General features: G+C 68.4%; 13 protein-coding genes. 5 read left to right on the plus strand and 8 right to left on the minus strand.

The window, feature by feature from the left end; translation table 11 throughout:
• Positions 1-18: 18 nt before the first annotated feature.
• The 6 genes from H4F98_RS15445 to dnaA form a co-directional block, all read right to left on the minus strand.
• On the minus strand, positions 19-822 hold the full coding sequence (locus H4F98_RS15445) for a M48 family metallopeptidase (RefSeq protein ID WP_246373294.1): 804 nt from the start codon (positions 820-822) through the stop codon (positions 19-21).
• Positions 823-970: 148 nt separating this feature from the next.
• Positions 971-1,810, minus strand: coding sequence for a CPBP family intramembrane glutamic endopeptidase (locus H4F98_RS15450; RefSeq protein WP_343064779.1), 840 nt, complete (start codon positions 1,808-1,810; stop codon positions 971-973).
• Positions 1,811-1,819: 9 nt separating this feature from the next.
• Positions 1,820-4,303 (minus strand): DNA topoisomerase (ATP-hydrolyzing) subunit B, encoded by a 2,484-nt coding sequence (gene gyrB, locus H4F98_RS15455; protein ID WP_182688729.1) that lies wholly within the window; start codon positions 4,301-4,303, stop codon positions 1,820-1,822.
• 110 nt (positions 4,304-4,413) lie between these two features.
• The gene (recF, locus tag H4F98_RS15460) at positions 4,414-5,535 is read right to left on the minus strand and encodes a DNA replication/repair protein RecF (protein WP_182688730.1); all 1,122 of its coding nucleotides are present in this window, start codon (positions 5,533-5,535) and stop codon (positions 4,414-4,416) included.
• Positions 5,536-5,817: 282 nt separating this feature from the next.
• Complete coding sequence (gene dnaN / locus H4F98_RS15465) at positions 5,818-6,918, minus strand: DNA polymerase III subunit beta (protein ID WP_182688731.1); 1,101 nt, start codon at positions 6,916-6,918, stop codon at positions 5,818-5,820.
• Between the two features lie 360 nt (positions 6,919-7,278).
• Positions 7,279-8,619, minus strand: coding sequence for a chromosomal replication initiator protein DnaA (gene dnaA, locus H4F98_RS15470; protein ID WP_182688732.1), 1,341 nt, complete (start codon positions 8,617-8,619; stop codon positions 7,279-7,281).
• A 282-nt stretch (positions 8,620-8,901) separates the two neighbouring features.
• Between dnaA and rpmH the strand changes: the two genes are divergently transcribed.
• From rpmH to H4F98_RS15495, 5 genes are all read left to right on the plus strand, one after another.
• A complete protein-coding gene (rpmH, locus tag H4F98_RS15475; protein ID WP_031374044.1) occupies positions 8,902-9,042 on the plus strand; it encodes a 50S ribosomal protein L34 in 141 nt (46 codons plus the stop codon).
• 51 nt (positions 9,043-9,093) lie between these two features.
• On the plus strand, positions 9,094-9,588 hold the full coding sequence (gene rnpA / locus H4F98_RS15480) for a ribonuclease P protein component (RefSeq protein ID WP_182688733.1): 495 nt from the start codon (positions 9,094-9,096) through the stop codon (positions 9,586-9,588).
• A gap of 80 nt (positions 9,589-9,668) precedes the next feature.
• Positions 9,669-11,345, plus strand: coding sequence for a membrane protein insertase YidC (gene yidC, locus H4F98_RS15485; RefSeq protein WP_182688734.1), 1,677 nt, complete (start codon positions 9,669-9,671; stop codon positions 11,343-11,345).
• Between the two features lie 119 nt (positions 11,346-11,464).
• A complete protein-coding gene (gene mnmE, locus H4F98_RS15490; RefSeq protein WP_182688735.1) occupies positions 11,465-12,823 on the plus strand; it encodes a tRNA uridine-5-carboxymethylaminomethyl(34) synthesis GTPase MnmE in 1,359 nt (452 codons plus the stop codon).
• Between the two features lie 169 nt (positions 12,824-12,992).
• The gene (locus tag H4F98_RS15495; RefSeq protein WP_182688736.1) at positions 12,993-14,018 is read left to right on the plus strand and encodes an energy transducer TonB; all 1,026 of its coding nucleotides are present in this window, start codon (positions 12,993-12,995) and stop codon (positions 14,016-14,018) included.
• A 111-nt stretch (positions 14,019-14,129) separates the two neighbouring features.
• Here the strand turns inward: H4F98_RS15495 and H4F98_RS15500 are convergent, their stop codons facing one another.
• Positions 14,130-15,335, minus strand: a complete 1,206-nt coding sequence (locus tag H4F98_RS15500) for an ABC transporter permease (RefSeq protein ID WP_246373290.1) — start codon at positions 15,333-15,335, stop codon at positions 14,130-14,132.
• On the minus strand, positions 15,332-16,078 hold the full coding sequence (locus H4F98_RS15505; RefSeq protein WP_182688737.1) for an ABC transporter ATP-binding protein: 747 nt from the start codon (positions 16,076-16,078) through the stop codon (positions 15,332-15,334). The genes H4F98_RS15500 and H4F98_RS15505 overlap by 4 nt, the downstream gene beginning before the upstream one ends.

Raw genomic sequence — 16,078 nt, forward strand, 5'->3', positions numbered from 1 at the left:
ACACTTTTCCCTCCATACCTATCCGCATTGAGGCGTACTGCCGCTGGCCCGCGCCTGCTGGTACGTCGGCGTGAGGCCATCGGCCCGCCGCTCCAGCTCCTGGATCCGGGTACCGGGGCTGGGATGGGTGGACAGCCACTCGGGGGGCTGGTTTCCGCCGGCCGACATCATGTGTTGCCACAGGTCCACGGCCTGGTGCGGGTCGTAGCCGGCCCTGGCCATCAGCTGCTGGCCGACCACGTCGGCCTCGCTTTCCTGCGTGCGGTTGTTGGGCAGCAACAGGCCCGCCTGGACCGCGGCGCCGCCGAACTGGCTGGTCGCGCTGGCGGCGTTCTGGCCGTAGGCCGAGCCGACGATCGCGCCGACGATGCCCAGACCCGCCTGCGCGCCCACCTGCCGGGTGACGCGCTCGTCATGGTGGTGGGCGATGACATGCCCGATCTCGTGGGCGACCACGGTGGCCAACTGGTCCTGGTTCAGGGCGACCTTGAAGATGCCGGTGTTGACGCCGATCTTGCGGCCCGGGAGGGCGAAGGCGTTGGGCGACTCGTCGACGAACAAGGCCACTTCCCATCCTGCCTGCTGGGCGGCGGGCAGTTGCCGCGTGAGACTGTCGACGACGCAGCGGACGTATCGGGTCTGGTTGCTGTTCGTGCTGATCTTGCCGGTTTTCTTCGCTTGCTCGAACGCCTGGATACCCATCTGCTGCAGTTGCTCCTGCGACATGGCGCCGACCACCTGGGTGCGCCCGGTGGGCGAGGTGGTGGTGGCGCACGCGGCGACCAGGACGGTGCTGGCGGCGGCCAGCAGGCCCAGTCGCAGGCGGGTGGTGGCAGGGCGGCGGGCGATGGTCGCCCTCTGGCTGGATGCGTCGAACATGCGGTCTCCCCGTCGATGGAAGGGTTGTTGTAGCCGAAGCTGGATTAACAAGGTGTAATCCCACCCTCGTGCAGGGCGCGTGGTGACGGGCTCAGGCGTAGCCCAGCACCAGCAGCAGGCAGGCGATCGCGTTGTTGAGGGCATGGGCGCCGATCGCGGCCCACAGACTGCCGGTGCGTCGATAGACCCAGGCGAACGCGGCGCCCATGAACCCATACGTCATCCAGAGCTGGACGGTTGCAGGCCAGCTGTTGGCGCTCAAGCCGGGCAGCTCGTGGATGAGCGCGAACGCGGCGCTGCTGAGGACCATGCCCAGCCATGGCCGACCGGCGCGCCACAGGCGCCCGAACAGCACGCGCCGGAACAGCAGTTCTTCGTACGCCGGGGCCAGGAGGGCGGCGAAAACGTACATGAACAGCGGGCTCTGCTCGAAGGCCCCCTGGATGATGGCCTGGTTGCTGGGCACCGGTTCACTGCCCAGATGCCTGCCCAGCCAGGCGATGGCCGTGCTCGCCGCGAGGGTGGCCAGGCCCACCAGCACCATCCAGCCCCAGGTCGAGGGGCGCGACAGGACCTGGCGCGAGCGTCGCCGTTCGTCGGGGGTGGCGCGGCCGCGCAGGGCGTAGACGACCAGGGCGGTGCCGCCGGTGGCGAGCAGGGTGACCCAGATCATGACCAGGCCATCGGGCTGGGCGAGCGATTGCACCAGGCCGTCCGGATCGAGCGCCTCGCCGCGCGACAGAGCAGTGGCCGCCGCGATCACCGCCGCCGCGATCGAGAACAGCGTGCTGAGCGCGACCAGCAGGCCGATCGCCATGCCCAGGTCGATGAAGAAGCCGGGCAGGGCCGCCACCGGCCGTGGCGGCGCCGTTGCGAGCGGCGCCAGCGGCGGCGGGAGCGCGGCGCCCTGCGCGCCTTCCTGGACGGACACGGGAGCGGCTCAGACGTCGAGGTTGGCGACCTTGAGCGCGTTGTCCTCGATGAATTCGCGGCGCGGTTCCACCACGTCGCCCATCAGGGTGCTGAAGATCTGGTCGGCGGCGACCGCGTCCTCGATGCGTACGCGCAGCAGGCGACGGGTCTCCGGGTTGACCGTCGTTTCCCACAGCTGCTCGGGATTCATTTCACCCAGGCCCTTGAAGCGCTGGATCTGGCGTCCCTTCTTGGCCTCGTCCAGCAGCCAGGCCTGGGCCTGGGCGAAGCTGTCGATCGGCTGCGCGCGGTTGCCGCGGATGATCTGCGCACCGTCGCGGACCAGGCCGTGCAGCTGGTCGGCCGCTTCGCGCAGGGCGCGCAGTTCGCCGCCTTCGAAGGCGGCCAGCGGCAACAGCTGGACCTGGGTCTGGCCCATGTGGGTGCGCTCGATCCTCAGGCCGGCCGGCTGCAGGTCGTTGGCCGGCTGGAAGGCCAGCGCGTACCGCGGCTGGCCCAGGCCGCTGCGGTTGAGGCGGGCGGCGAGGGCGTCGAGTTCGTGCTGCTCGTCGGTGTTGTCCTGCAGCCGCGCCGCATCGAGCGGGGTGAAGTCGATCAGCGCCTCCAGCACCCGGGGATCGAAGCGGTGCTGGTTGCGCGCGATCACCTCGCGCGCGGAGGCGTAGGCCAGCAGCAGCGCCTCGAGCGCGGCGCCGGTGATCGGCGGCTCGCCCTCGGCGGGCACCAGGCTGGCGTTCTCGACGGCGTGGCTGGCCAGGTAGGCGTCCAGCGCCGCGTCGTCCTTGAGGTAGAGCTCGGTCTTGCCCTGCTTGATCTTGTACAACGGCGGCAGGCCGATGTAGATGTGGCCGCGCTCGATCAGCTCCGGCATCTGCCGGTAGAAGAACGTCAGCAGCAGGGTGCGGATGTGGCTGCCGTCGACGTCGGCGTCGGTCATCAGGATGATGCGGTGGTAGCGCAGCTTGTCGGGGTTGTACTCGTCCTTGCCGATGCCGGTGCCCAGCGCGGTGATCAGGGTGCCGACCTCGGCCGATCCGAGCATGCGGTCGAAACGGGCGCGCTCGACGTTGAGGATCTTGCCCTTGAGCGGCAGGATGGCCTGGGTCTTGCGGTTGCGACCCTGCTTGGCCGAGCCGCCGGCGGAGTCGCCCTCGACGATGAACAGCTCCGACAGCGCGGGGTCCTTCTCCTGGCAGTCGGCGAGCTTGCCGGGCAGGCCGGCGATGTCCAGCGCGCCCTTGCGGCGGGTCAGGTCGCGGGCCTTGCGCGCCGCCTCGCGGGCACGCGCGGCGTCGACCACCTTCTCGCAGATGGCGCGGGCCTCGTTGGGGTTTTCTTCGAGGAACTCCTGCAAACGTGCGCCGAACGTGCTCTCAACTACCGGCTTTACGTCAGAGCTGACCAGTTTTTCCTTGGTCTGGCTCGAAAAGCTCGGATCGGGCACCTTCACCGACAGCACGGCGATCATGCCTTCGCGCATGTCGTCGCCGGACAAGCTGATCTTGGCCTGCTTGGCGATGCCGTTCTGCTCGATGTAATTCGACAGGGTGCGGGTCAGCGCGGCGCGGAAGCCGGCGAGGTGGGTGCCGCCGTCCTTCTGCGGGATGTTGTTGGTGAAGCAGAACATCGTTTCCTGGTAGGCGTCGGTCCACTGGATGGCGACGTCCACGGTGATGTCGTTGGCTTCACCCGATACCGAGATCACGTTCGGGTGCAGGGGGGTCTTCAGCTGCGCCAGGTGCTCGACGAAGGAGCGGATGCCGCCCTCGTACTGGAACACGTCGCGCTTGCCCTCGCCCCGTTCGTCGACCAGGGTGATCTTGACGCCCGAATTGAGGAACGACAGTTCGCGCAGGCGCTTGGCCAGGATGTCGTAGTGGAATTCGGTGTCGGTGAAGATGCTGGCCGCCGGCTTGAAGCGGAGCAGGGTCCCGCGCTTCTGCGTGGGCTCGAGCACCTGCAGCGGGGCCAGCGGTTCGCCCATGGCGTATTCCTGGCGGTGGTGGTGACCGTCTCGCCATACTTCCAGCCACAGGTGCTCGGACAGTGCGTTGACCACCGACACACCAACGCCGTGCAGGCCACCGGAGACCTTGTAGCTGTTGTCGTCGAACTTGCCGCCGGCGTGCAGGACCGTGAGGATCACCTCCGCCGCGGAGACGCCTTCTTCCTTGTGCACGTCGACCGGCATGCCTCGACCGTTGTCGAGTACCGACACCGAGCCGTCCTCGTGAATGGTCACGACGATGTCATTGGCGTGGCCGGCCAAGGCCTCGTCGACCGAGTTGTCCACCACTTCGAACACCATGTGGTGCAGGCCGGTACCGTCGTGGACGTCGCCGATATACATGCCCGGGCGCTTGCGCACGGCTTCCAGACCCCGCAGCACCGTGATCTTGCTGGAGTCGTAGGCCTGGACAGTGGGGGCTTCGGCGGCGGAGGTCGGGTCCTGCGTGGACTCGGGCGAGGGATCGTGCTCGATTTGGGTCATTGCGGCAGCGGGCTCCGGCGACACGCTCGCGGGAGCGCGACGCGTCTGGACACATTAGCTATAAGCGACCCGTGAGTATAGCAGTCGGGCCCGGTCGACCGGGGAGGGCTTCAGGGGCGCGGCAGGGGCGCACCATCGCGTACACGCCCGTGTTCCACGTGGAACATGCTCACATCGAGATCGAGGTCCACCATGCCGACCGGGGGCTCGGTGCCGGTGATGAAGACCTGCGCAGCACTCTCCGCCAGCCATTCCAGTACGCGCCCCTGGTGGGCACGGTCGAGCTCCGATCCAAGGTCATCGAGCGCGATCACCGGCCAGGCACCCCGTGCGTGGGCATGATGCGCGGCCTGGCCGAGGATGGCGGCGAGCGCCGTCAGCTTGGCTTGGCCGCGCGACAGGGCTTCGCGACCCGGCAGGCCCGGGAACTGGATCCGCCAATCGCCCCTGTGGGGGCCGACGGAGGTGTAGCCGGCCTGCAGGTCGCGCTCTCGCGCCAGGAGGAGGGCGTCCTCAAGAGGCATCGCATCGCGCCGCCAACCGGGCTGGTACTCCAGGTCGATCCGCCCCAACCCCGGGGCGATTCGGTCCAAGAGGGGCGCCATGGTGTCCTGCAAGGCTTCCAGGTACAGCTGCCGGCGACGGCTCAGGGGTTCGCCCGCCTCGGCGAGCTCCCGCTCCCACGCCTCCAGCCCATCCCGGATCCGCCCGCTCTTGAGCAGTGCGTTTCGCTGCTTCAGCGCCCGGGCATAACGTCGCCACAGGGGCATGAACTCGTGTTCCACGTGGAACAGGCCCCAATCCAGGTAACGCCGTCGGTTCTCCGCGCTTCCGGTCACCAGTGCGTGGCTGCCCGGCTCGAAACTCACGACGGCGAGCGCTGCGCACAGGTCGCCCAGCTGTGCGACATGTTCCCCATCCAGGCGCCCGGTCCAGTCCTGTCCGCTATGCCGCAAGCCAGCCTTGCGTACGCGGACGGAAGCAGGATCGCCCGACGACACCCGCTCGCGCCATTCGACGAACACCTCGAGGTCAGTCGCCCCATCCTTGAGCAGGCCGTCGCGAACGCGGCCCCGGAAGCTCCGGCCATACGCCATCAAGTGCATTGCTTCGAGCAGGGAGGTCTTGCCCGCGCCGTTCTCGCCGGTGATCAGGTTCAATCCGGAGTGGGGCGCCAGGCTGACCTCGTCGAAACGGCGAAAGCGGCGGAGGTCGAGGCGAGTGATCTGCATTGTAGATAGCTTAAGGCCTGGCCCCGTCCAGCAGGAGGGCAGGGTTTGAGGAGGGGCGAAAGTAGTGGCCCGACTACAAGAGGGTGAGACGATGCGGCCCCAAAACACGCCCGCGGGTTGGGAATTGCATCTGCAGCGGGGCGCAGGGGCGGGGCCATGCAGCGGCATGGCGCCTCATATGGATCCAAAGGAAATGGGCCGGTTCCGCTTACGGGTAAAAAAACACCCGGCCGGGGCCGGGTGCTCGATGTTCCACGTGGAACGTACCTGGGAATCGCCCCTTCAGAGCCTCAAGGGCATGACCACGTGGCGGCTGCGTTCGTTACCGGCCTCACGAACCAGCGCCGAGGAGTTCGCATCGCGCAGTGCCAGGATGACCTGCTCGTCGCGCAACGCGGTCAGGGCGTCCAGCAGGTAGTTCACGTTGAAGCCCACGGCAAGGTCGTCGACCTTGGTGTCGGCCTCGACTTCCTCCTGCGCCTCTTCCTGCTCGGGGTTGTGCGCGCTGATCTTCAGTTGCCCGGGGGATACCTCGATGCGGACGCCGCGGTACTTCTCGTTGGACAGGATCGCCGCACGCTGCAGGGAGGCACGCAGCACCTCGCGATCGATCCGCACTTCGCGGTCGGCACCAATCGGGATGACGGCTTCGTAGTCCGGGAAGCGACCGTCGATCAATTTGCTGGTGAACGTGACATCGTCGCGCTTGATGCGGATGTGGCCGCGGCCCATTTCGATCTCGACCTCGCGATCGCCCCCTTCCAGCAGGCGTTGCAGCTCGGTCACGCCCTTGCGCGGCACGATGATCTGGCGCTTGGTGCCGTTGCCGCCTTCCAGGGGCGCTTCGCACAAGGCCAGTCGATGACCGTCGGTCGCGACGCAGCGCAGGCTGCCGTCGCGCAGGTCGAACAGCAGGCCATTGAGGTAGTAGCGGACATCCTGCTGGGCCATCGCGAACGCGGTGCGCTCGATAAGCTCCTTCAAGGACGCCTCCGGTACGCGGACGCGCTCGGTGGCTTCCACCTCATCGATCGCCGGGAAGTCGTTGGCCGGCAGGCTCGCGAGGGTGAAGCGCGAACGACCGGCCGATACCGTGATCTTCTCTGCGCTCTGGCTGATGGTGACCTTGCTGCCGTCGGGAAGCGCCCGGACGATGTCGAACAGCTTGCGCGCGGGGATGGTGGTTTCACCGTCCTCGGCGTCGTCGACCGCGATCCGCGACACCATCTCGACTTCCAGGTCGGTACCCGTCAGCGAAAGCTGCCCGTCCTGCACCTGGACGAGCAGGTTGGCCAGGACCGGCAGGGTCTGGCGTCGTTCGACCACGTTGACGACTTGCGCCAACGGCTTAAGAAACACTTCGCGTTGCAGGCTGAAACGCATGCTCAACCGCTCCCCTATGCCCAAGACAAAAGATTGGATAAATCAAAAGCATGGTGGTGGTGGTGTCGGCGAAAAACCGGGAAAACCCACTTAACCATATGTTTTAAAAGCAAAAATCCTGAAGCTGAACCCTTGTAGAACCCGCCCTGGATCACTGGGTAACTTGTGGACAAGTTTTCGGCCTTCGCGGCGAACCTGGCTTATCCACAACTTGTACCGCCACCATCCAGAATGTTTCGTGTTCCCTGTTCAGGTTCCATGTTGCAGCCGGCCCGGCGCCATCTCGCGTCGCCGTGGCCGGTTCCTTGCAGGGCATCCGGCGCGACCATGCCGTGCCGACGCCCGTGGACCGGTTCGAAGCTACTCGCTCAACTTGCGGATGAGCTTGTCCCAATCCTCTCGCATCTTGCCGTCGGTCTCCATCAGGGTGCGGATCTGCCGGCAGGCATGCAGCACCGTGGTGTGGTCGCGGCCGGCGAACGCATCGCCGATTTCCGGCAGGCTGTGTTCGGTCAGCTCCTTGGTCAGCGCCATCGCCATCTGCCGCGGCCGGGCGAGCGAACGGGTCCGTCGTTTCGACAACAAATCCTTGATTTGAAGGCCATAGTAGTCTGCCACGGTCTTCTGGATGTTGGGGATGCCGATGGCCTGCTGCTGGGCCCGCAGGAGGTCGCGCAGTGTCTCCTGGGCGAACTCGACGGTGACCGCCCGGCCGGTGAAGTTGGCGCGTGCAGTCAGGGTGTTCAGGGCGCCCTCGAGGTCGCGTACGTTCGAGCGCATCTTCTTGGCCAGCAGGAAGGCGACGTCCTCGGGGATGCGGGCACCGCGCTCGGCCGCCTTGGACAGCACGATCTGCGCGCGCGTCTCGAAGTCGGGCGGCTCGATCGCCACCGACAGGCCCCAGGCCAGGCGCGACTTGAGGCGCGGCTCCAGGCCTTCGACCTCGCGCGGATAGCGGTCGCAGGTCAGGATGATCTGCTGCTTGCCGTCGAACAGCGCGTTGAAGGTATGGAAGAACTCTTCCTGCGTGCGGTCCTTGCCGGCGAAGAACTGGATGTCGTCGATGAGCAGGGCGTCGACCTGCTGGAACTGGCGCTTGAACGCATCCATGGTCTTGTCCTGCAGCGACTTCATCATCGCGCTGAAGAACTGCTCGCTGCGCAGGTACATGACCCGCGTCGCCGGATTGTTCGCGCGCATGGCATTGCCCGCGGCGAACATCAGGTGGGTCTTGCCCAAGCCGGTGCCGCCATACAGCAGCAGCGGGTTGTGGGCGCGGTCGCCGGGCTTGAGCGAGGCTTGCCAGGCCGCGGCGCGACCGAGCTGGTTGCTGCGGCCCTCGACGAAATTGTCGAAGGTGTAATGGTTGTCGAGGTGGCCATTGAACGGCGCGACCGGCGCGACCGGCGCGGGCGCCGGGACCGTTGCGCGAACGCCACCCGCCGGCGTCGCGGCGGGCGTCGCGCGCGGCAGCGCGCCGACCTCCAGGCTGACCTCGCTGCTGCCGGCAAAGTGGCCCAGCAGTTCACGGATTCGGTCCAGGTAACGGGCGCGCACGTGCTCGACCACGAATGCATTCGGGGCGTACAGCACCGTCACGTCGTCGCGGCGGACCGACTGCAGGGGTTTGAGCCAGGTCTGCACGTCCTCGGGAGCGAGTTCGGTTTCGAGGCGTTCGAGGCAACGGGGCCAGGCGTCCATAGGGATGGGCAAGTGTTCCAGAGTGATGCGTTGACGCGACATCCGCCGACGCGCGCGCTCGCCGCGCGGCGCGACACGATGGGGACGGGGCCGGCCAGACTATCACCGCCCCGGGGACCGGAACAGCGCGCCGTGCCCGCGCCGACGTGCGGCGACCGCCCATGTGCGGGCGTCTGTTCGCCACCGCCCGGAATGAACGGGCTTGCCCCGGTGCGTTGACCTGAACCTCGCGCCAAGCTAGACTTCGCGGTTCTATTCCGTATCCAACGCAGAGCCGCACCCATGGCCACCAAGCGCACCTACCAGCCCAGCAATCTCAAGCGCAAGCGCGACCACGGTTTCCGTGCGCGCATGGCCACCGCCGACGGCCGCAAGATCCTTGCCCGCCGCCGTGCGAAGGGCCGCAAGCGCCTCTGCGCCTGAGTCTGATCCGCGGCCGCCACGGATGACTTCGTCCGTCGGCCGTCGTCTGCAATGACAGACTACCGCTTCCCGCGCACCGCGCGGGTACGCGCGCGAAACGACTTCGATCGCATCTTCAAGCACGGCCGGCGCGTGGCGCTGCCCGTGCTCGCATTGCACTTCAGCCTTGACGATCCCGCGTCCGCGACGGCCTCCGCCGCGGACGCCGCCGCGTGTCCGGGTGGCGCCCGCCTCGGCCTGGCCGTCTCGCGCAAGGTCGATCCGCGCGCGGTCGGGCGCAACCGCATCAAGCGCGCCTTCCGCGACACCTTCCGGCGGATCCGCCATTGCCTGCCTGCCGGCGATTACGTCCTGGTGGCGCGGCCGGGCGCCTCGCGGCAGAGCGGCGAAGCCCTGCGCGCGGCCTTCCTGCAGTTGTTGCAGCGGGCCGGAGCGTTGCCGCGTGGGGACGTGGGCGGCACAATGCGCGCCGAAGCCGTGGCGACCCCCACCGCTCCGCCGGCGCCCGCCCCGCGGGCCCGCGACGACGAACCGCCTCCCGCCTGAGCTTGTACGCGGCCTGCAACGGCCACATACAAGAGTGTCGGCCCGCCGCTTCCTCCCTTCATTCCAGTCCACGAGTCCCCATGAACCAGACCCGCGTTTTCCTGATCATTGCCTGGCTGATGGTGGCAACCCTGCTGTGGATGGAATGGAACAAGGAGCAGGCGCCCGAGACGTCGACCCCTGCGGCCGCCACTGTCTCGGGTGCGTCCGTTCCCGGCAGCACGGCCCAGGTGCCAGGCGCCGGCACCGCCAGCCAGGTGCCCAGTGCCACGGCGACCGCCCCGGAACCGCAGGCCGTGCAGGCCGGCGACGGCCCGGTGGTCACGGTGGTCACCGACGTCGTCCGCGTGGAGATGACCGGTGGCGAGATGCGCGAGGTCGACCTGCTGGGTTACGGCCAGACCGCCGATGACGACAGCCCGCCGGTCCGTCTGTTCACGCGCGACCCGGCGCACTATTTCATCGCCCGCAGCGGTTGGAGCAGCGAGCAGGCCGCGCCCGGTGCCGCGGGGGGGTTCCAGCTTGAAGGCGATGTCCGGGATTTCCGCCTGGCGCCCGGCCAGGACCAGGTGGTGGTGCCCTTCGTCTGGACCGGCCCGGATGGCGTGAGCATCCGCCGCAGCTACACCTTCAGGCGCGGCGACTACGCGATCGGCGTGCGCGACGAGGTCGTCAACCAGGGTAGCGGGCCCTGGCAGGGCTACGTCTACCGCCAGCTCGACCGCGTCCCGGCGATCGTCAAGAAGAGCGGCCCGATGAGCGCGGAGGGCTACAGCTTCCAGGGCGCGGTCTGGTACGACGGCGAATACGACCGTCGCAAGTACGACGACTTCGTCGAGGACGGCCCGCTCGACCGCACCGTCACCGGTGGTTGGGTCGCGATGCTGCAGCACCACTTCTTCGCCGCCTGGATCCCGCAGGCCGACCAGGCCTCCCTGTTCGTGCTCGACTCGGGCGATGGCCGCTACGGCATCGAGAGCCGCGGGCCCTCGTTCAACGTCGCCGCCGGCGGCACCGCCGTCACCGACGCGCGCCTGTGGGTCGGCCCGAAGCTGGTGGAAGGCATCAAGGCCCAGGGCGTGAAGGGCCTGGACCGCGCCGTCGACTACAGCCGCTTCGACATCTTCGCCGCGCTCGCCAACGGGCTGTTCTGGTTGCTGGAGAAGATCCACAACCTCGTGGGCAACTGGGGCTGGGCGATCATCGGCCTGGTGCTGATCATCAAGCTGGCGATGTTCCCGCTCTCGAGCGCGCAGTACAAGTCGATGGCGCGCATGCGCAAGTTCCAGCCGCGCATCCAGCAGCTCAAGGAGCGCTACGGCGACGATCGCCAGAAGTTCCAGCAGGCGATGATGGAGCTGTACAAGAAGGAGAAGATCAACCCCGTTGGCGGCTGCCTGCCGATGCTGGTGCAGATGCCGATCTTCCTGGCGCTGTACTGGACGTTGCTGGAGTCGGTCGAGCTGCGCCACGCACCGTGGATCCTGTGGATTCAGGACCTCACCGCGCGCGATCCGTTCTTCGTGCTGCCCATCATCAACGCAGCGGTCATGTGGGCCACGCAGAAGCTGACGCCGGCAACCGGCATGGATCCGATGCAGCAGAAGATGATGCAGTTCATGCCGCTGGTGTTCGGCGTGATGTTCGCCTTCTTCCCGGCGGGCCTGGTGCTGTACTGGGTCACCAACGGTTCGCTGGGCCTGCTGCAGCAGTGGTGGATGACCAAGAAGTACGCGGACGCGCCCGCCAAGGGCTGACGACACGCAGCATGCGGTAACGACCGGAACGGCGGGCAGCGATGCCCGCCGTTCTGCCTTGGAGGTCGACGGTCCGGACCAGGGCGAACCGCCGCCCGCGCCATGCGACCATATCGCCCATGAGCGACCCCGCCCGCGACACCATCGCCGCCATCGCCACCGGTCCCGCCGCGGGGGGCGTCGGGATCGTGCGGCTCTCCGGCCCCCGGGCCCGCCTCATCGCGCAGTCGATCTGCCACCGCGAACTCGACGCGCGCCACGCCCACCACGTGCGCTTCCGCGACGTCGACGATGTCGTGCTCGACGACGGCATCGCCCTGTATTTCCGCGCGCCCGCCAGCTATACCGGCGAAGACGTGGTCGAGCTCCAGGCCCACGGCAGCCCGGCCGTACTGCAGGCCCTGGTCGCGACCTGCGTGGCCCTGGGCGCACGACGCGCCCGACCGGGCGAGTTCAGCGAACGCGCCTTCCTGGAAGGCCGCCTGGACCTGGCCCAGGCCGAGGCTGTCGCCGACCTGATCGCCGCTGCCGACCTGATGGCCGCGCGCGCGGCGCGGCGGGCGCTCGACGGCGACTTCTCCCGCCGCGTGGACGCCCTTGGCGACGCCCTGGTCGCGTTGCGCGTGCATGTCGAGGCGGCGATCGACTTCGCCGACGAGCCCATCGACACCCTGGGCGGCGAAGCGCTGCGGCAAGGGATGGCGACGCTGGCCACCAACCTGGGCGAGCTGTTGCAGGCGGCCGAACGCGGCCGCCGCCTGCGCGACGGCCTGCACGCCGTCCTGGTCGGCCCGCCCAACGCCGGCAAGAGCTCCCTGCTCAACGTGCTGGCCGGCAGCGAGCGGGCCATCGTCACCGAGATCGCCGGCACTACCCGCGACCTGCTCCAGGAAACCATTCGGGTCGATGGCCTGGAGCTGACCCTGGTGGATACCGCCGGCCTGCACGAGGGCGGGGACGCGATCGAGCGCGAGGGCATGCGCCGCGCCGGCGGGGAACTGGCGCGGGCGGACCTCGCACTGGTCGTGCTGGACGCGCGCGACCCCGAAGGGGGCCGTCGCGCCGTGGCCGAGGCGATCCAGGGCGTGCCGCAGGTCCTGTGGATCCACAACAAGTGCGACCTGTTGCCCGTGGCGCCCGCTCCCGCCGCCGGCGATGCAACCGGAGTACTCCACGTTTCGGCGCGAACCGGCGTGGGCATCGACGGCCTGCATGAACGCCTGCGGGCGCTCGCCGGTGCGCGGGTGGGCGAGGGCGATGCCGGCGGTGCGTTCACTGCGCGCGCGCGCCATGTCGAGGCGCTCGGCCAGGCCCTGGCCGAACTGGACGATGCCCGCCGGCACCTGGCCGACGAAGCCCTGGAGCTCAGCGCCGAAGCCCTGCGCCAGGCCCATGACCGCCTGGGCGAGATCACCGGCCGGATGCACCCCGATACCCTGCTGGGCCACATCTTCTCGAGCTTCTGCATCGGCAAGTAGGACATGCGTGCCTGTTCACGTCCCGGCTCGCTAGCAGGAAACGCGTGGCTGCGACCGGGCTTCTGTCCAAAATGTGACGTTCATCAATATTTCCTTGACAACTCGGCGTCCGAGAGGCGATTTAATGATGCGTGTTCGCACGAGCGAATTTCAGGGGAGAGTTTTACCAATGACACACCGAACATCTGATCGGTCGCGGGCCGCTGTTGCCGCCCGGACCGTGCTGCTGCTGGCCCTCGGGCTGGGAATCGCCGCCTGCGGCAAGGACGAACCGGCAGCGCCGGCCGCTGGCACCGACGCCACCGCCGAAGCCCCGGCCGAGACCGCCCCGGCGGTGACGCCGGAGAACGCGGTGTCGAGCAAGGTGTCCGCACTGGGCACCGACGAGCTCCGCGAGGCCGCCCGCAAGGCCTATGCCGAGAACCGCCTCTACGCACCGGCCGAAGACAATGCGGTCGAGTACTACCTGGCCCTGCGCGAGAAGGCACCCGGCGACGCCGCCGTGTCCAGCGCGCTGACCGACCTGCTGCCGATGACGGTGATCGCGATCGAGCAGAGCGTGCAGCGCGAGGACTTTGCCGAAGCGCAGCGCCTGGCCGCCCTGCTGGAGAAGGCCGACCCGCAGCATCCGGCCCTGGCGCGCCTGAAGACCAGCATCACCGCGCAGCAGACCGCGGCGGTGAAGCGTGCCGAACAGGAGAAGATCAGCGCCGAGGAACAGGCCAAGCGCCAGGAAGAGCTCGAACGCCAGCGCGCCGCCGACCAGCAGCGCCAGCAGGAAGAAGCCGCGCGCCAGCTCGCCGCCCAGCAGCAGGCGGCGCGCGAACAGGCCGCGCGCGAGGAAGCCGAGCGCAAGGCCGCCGAAGAGCGTGCCGCCGCCGCCGCGACCCAGGCCCCGGCCGCGAGCCGACCGGCGCCCGAACCGGCGCGTGCGACCGCCGCCGACCTGCGCCCGATCTCGACGCCGGCGCCGCGTTTCCCGGCCGCGGCGATGCGTTCGCGCACCAGCGGCGAAGTGCAGGTGGAGTTCACCGTGGGCACCGATGGTTCGGTGACCAGCGCCCGCGTGGTGCGCTCCGAGCCGGCCCGCGTGTTCGACCGCGAGGCTGTCGCGGCGGTCCGCGAGTGGCGCTTCCAGCCGATCGCCAACCCGGTGACGACCCGCCGCACGATCGGCTTCAACCCCGGCGGCTGAGGCCGGGCAAGGACGGTCCGCGCGCGGACCGTCCCGCACGCGGAAACGAAAAAGCCCGGCGCAAGCCGGGCTTTTTCATGGCCGGGGCAGGCGCCCCGGGGTTGTCGGGCCTCAGCCCGAGATCGCCAGCCGTTCCTGCTGGTAACGCCGCACCGCGGCGAACCACAGGAGGGCCGCCAGGCCCAGGCCCGCCGTGAGGTAGACCGCCCACACATCGGGTCCGATCCACTCGCCGCGGATCACCTTCAACAGCAGCTGGTTCTGCGCCAGGAAGGGCACCACGTACTGCCACAGCTGCGACTTGATCGGATTCACCATCAGCACGAAGGTCGGCACCATCGGCAGCAGCATCAGCCAGACGGTGTGGCTCTGCGCCTCCTTCATGCTCTTGGCCGAGGCCGCCAGGTAGGTCAGCAGCGAGGTGCCGATCAGCAGCATCGGGAGCAGGATGAACAGCATCTTGGCGATCGCCATGAAGCTCACGTCCACCATCTTCGCCACGCTCGGTGCGATCACCGCACTGCCCTTGAACGACAGCAGGGTCAGCAGCAGGGTCAAGAGGCCGAGCGCGCAGGCGGCCGCGATCTTGCCGCTGACGATCGCGCTGCGCGGCGAGGGCGTGGCCAGGAGCGGTTCCAGCGACTGGCGTTCGCGCTCGCCGGCGGTGGCATCGATGATCAGGTACGCACCGCCCAGGAACGAACTCAGGATCAGCAGGTACGGCAGCAGCACCGCGAGCATGCGGCTCTGCTTGGCCTGGGCGCTGGCCATGTCGCGATTGCCGATGGCGATGGGCTGCACCACCGCCGGATCGATGCCGCGCACCATCAGGCGCAGGGTGCCGACCTGGCGGCGATAGCCCTCCAATGCGGCGCGCACGCGTGCGACCGGGATCTCGGCGTTGCGCCGCGTGCTGTCCTGGATGATGTCGATCGACGCCGAGCGTCCGTTGGACCACGCCTCCGCGTAGTCCTCGCCGATCGCCAGCGCGACGTCCTCGTCCTGGCGGACGATCGCGGCGTTGACGTCGCCTTCCGCGGGCACCGCCTTGATGCTCTGGGTGGCGAGGAACTTGACCAGGTTGGGTGCGCGCTCGATGCCGCTGACCGGCAGTTCCAGGACGCCCTCGAGCTGGGTGCGCGCGCGCTGCTCGGCGAGGTGGTTCATGCCGAGGATCATCAGCGGATAGAGCAGGGGGGCAAGCAGCAGGGTCATCGCCAGGGTGCGGCGGTCGCGCGAGATGTCCAGCAGCTCCTTGCGCATCACCGCCACCAGGGTGGCGAAGAAACCGGTGGAACGATGGCGGGTTGCGTTCATGCGTGCAGGCCCTCCTCGGAACCGATGGCCTTGACGAAGGCGTCCTCGAGGTTGGACTCGGCGAAGCGCTCGCGCAGCTCGTCCGCGGTGCCCGCGGCGACCACCCGGCCCTTGGCGATGATCACGATGCGGTCACACAAGGCGGCCACCTCCTGCATGATGTGGCTGGAGAAGATCACGCAGCGGCCCTCGGCGCGCAGTTGGAACAGGAACTCGCGCATCGCGCGGGTGGTCATCACGTCCAGGCCGTTGGTGGGCTCGTCGAGGATCACGTTCTTCGGGTCGTGCACCAGGGCCCGCGCGATGGCGGTCTTGGTGCGCTGGCCCTGGCTGAAGCCGTCGGTCTGGCGGTCGAGGATGTCGTCCATGTCCAGTGCCCTGGACAGCACCGCGGTGCGCGCGGCCACGTCCGCGCCCGACAGGCCGTGGAGCTGGCCGAAATAGGCGATGTTCTCGCGCGCGGTCAGGCGCTTGTAGACGCCGCGTGCGTCCGGGAGCACGCCCAGTGCGCGTCGTACCGCGGTGGGGTCCTTCGAGGCGTCGGTGCCGTCGACGTGGATGCTGCCGGCATCGGGCTGCATCAAGGTGTAGAGCATGCGCAGGCTGGTGGTCTTGCCCGCGCCGTTGGGGCCCAGCAGGCCGGTGATCTGGCCGTCATGGGCCTGGAAACTGACGCCGTCGACCGCCTTGACCGTGCCGGTCCGGGTCTTGAACGCCTTGTGCAGGTCGTTTGCGATGATCAT

Source organism: Marilutibacter spongiae, assembly GCF_014145325.1.
In the GTDB taxonomy this organism is placed as follows: Bacteria; Pseudomonadota; Gammaproteobacteria; order Xanthomonadales; family Xanthomonadaceae; genus Marilutibacter; species Marilutibacter spongiae.

Coding starts and splice junctions, on each gene's coding strand:
- dnaA (WP_182688732.1), bottom strand. CDS start 8,619: ATGGACGCCTGGCCCCGTTGCCTCGAACGCCTCGAAACCGAACTCGCT.
- rpmH (WP_031374044.1), top strand. CDS start 8,902: ATGGCCACCAAGCGCACCTACCAGCCCAGCAATCTCAAGCGCAAGCGC.
- H4F98_RS15500 (WP_246373290.1), bottom strand. CDS start 15,335: ATGAACGCAACCCGCCATCGTTCCACCGGTTTCTTCGCCACCCTGGTG.
- gyrB (WP_182688729.1), bottom strand. CDS start 4,303: ATGACCCAAATCGAGCACGATCCCTCGCCCGAGTCCACGCAGGACCCG.
- dnaN (WP_182688731.1), bottom strand. CDS start 6,918: ATGCGTTTCAGCCTGCAACGCGAAGTGTTTCTTAAGCCGTTGGCGCAA.
- H4F98_RS15505 (WP_182688737.1), bottom strand. CDS start 16,078: ATGATCATCGCAAACGACCTGCACAAGGCGTTCAAGACCCGGACCGGC.
- mnmE (WP_182688735.1), top strand. CDS start 11,465: ATGAGCGACCCCGCCCGCGACACCATCGCCGCCATCGCCACCGGTCCC.
- H4F98_RS15495 (WP_182688736.1), top strand. CDS start 12,993: ATGACACACCGAACATCTGATCGGTCGCGGGCCGCTGTTGCCGCCCGG.
- rnpA (WP_182688733.1), top strand. CDS start 9,094: ATGACAGACTACCGCTTCCCGCGCACCGCGCGGGTACGCGCGCGAAAC.
- recF (WP_182688730.1), bottom strand. CDS start 5,535: ATGCAGATCACTCGCCTCGACCTCCGCCGCTTTCGCCGTTTCGACGAG.
- yidC (WP_182688734.1), top strand. CDS start 9,669: ATGAACCAGACCCGCGTTTTCCTGATCATTGCCTGGCTGATGGTGGCA.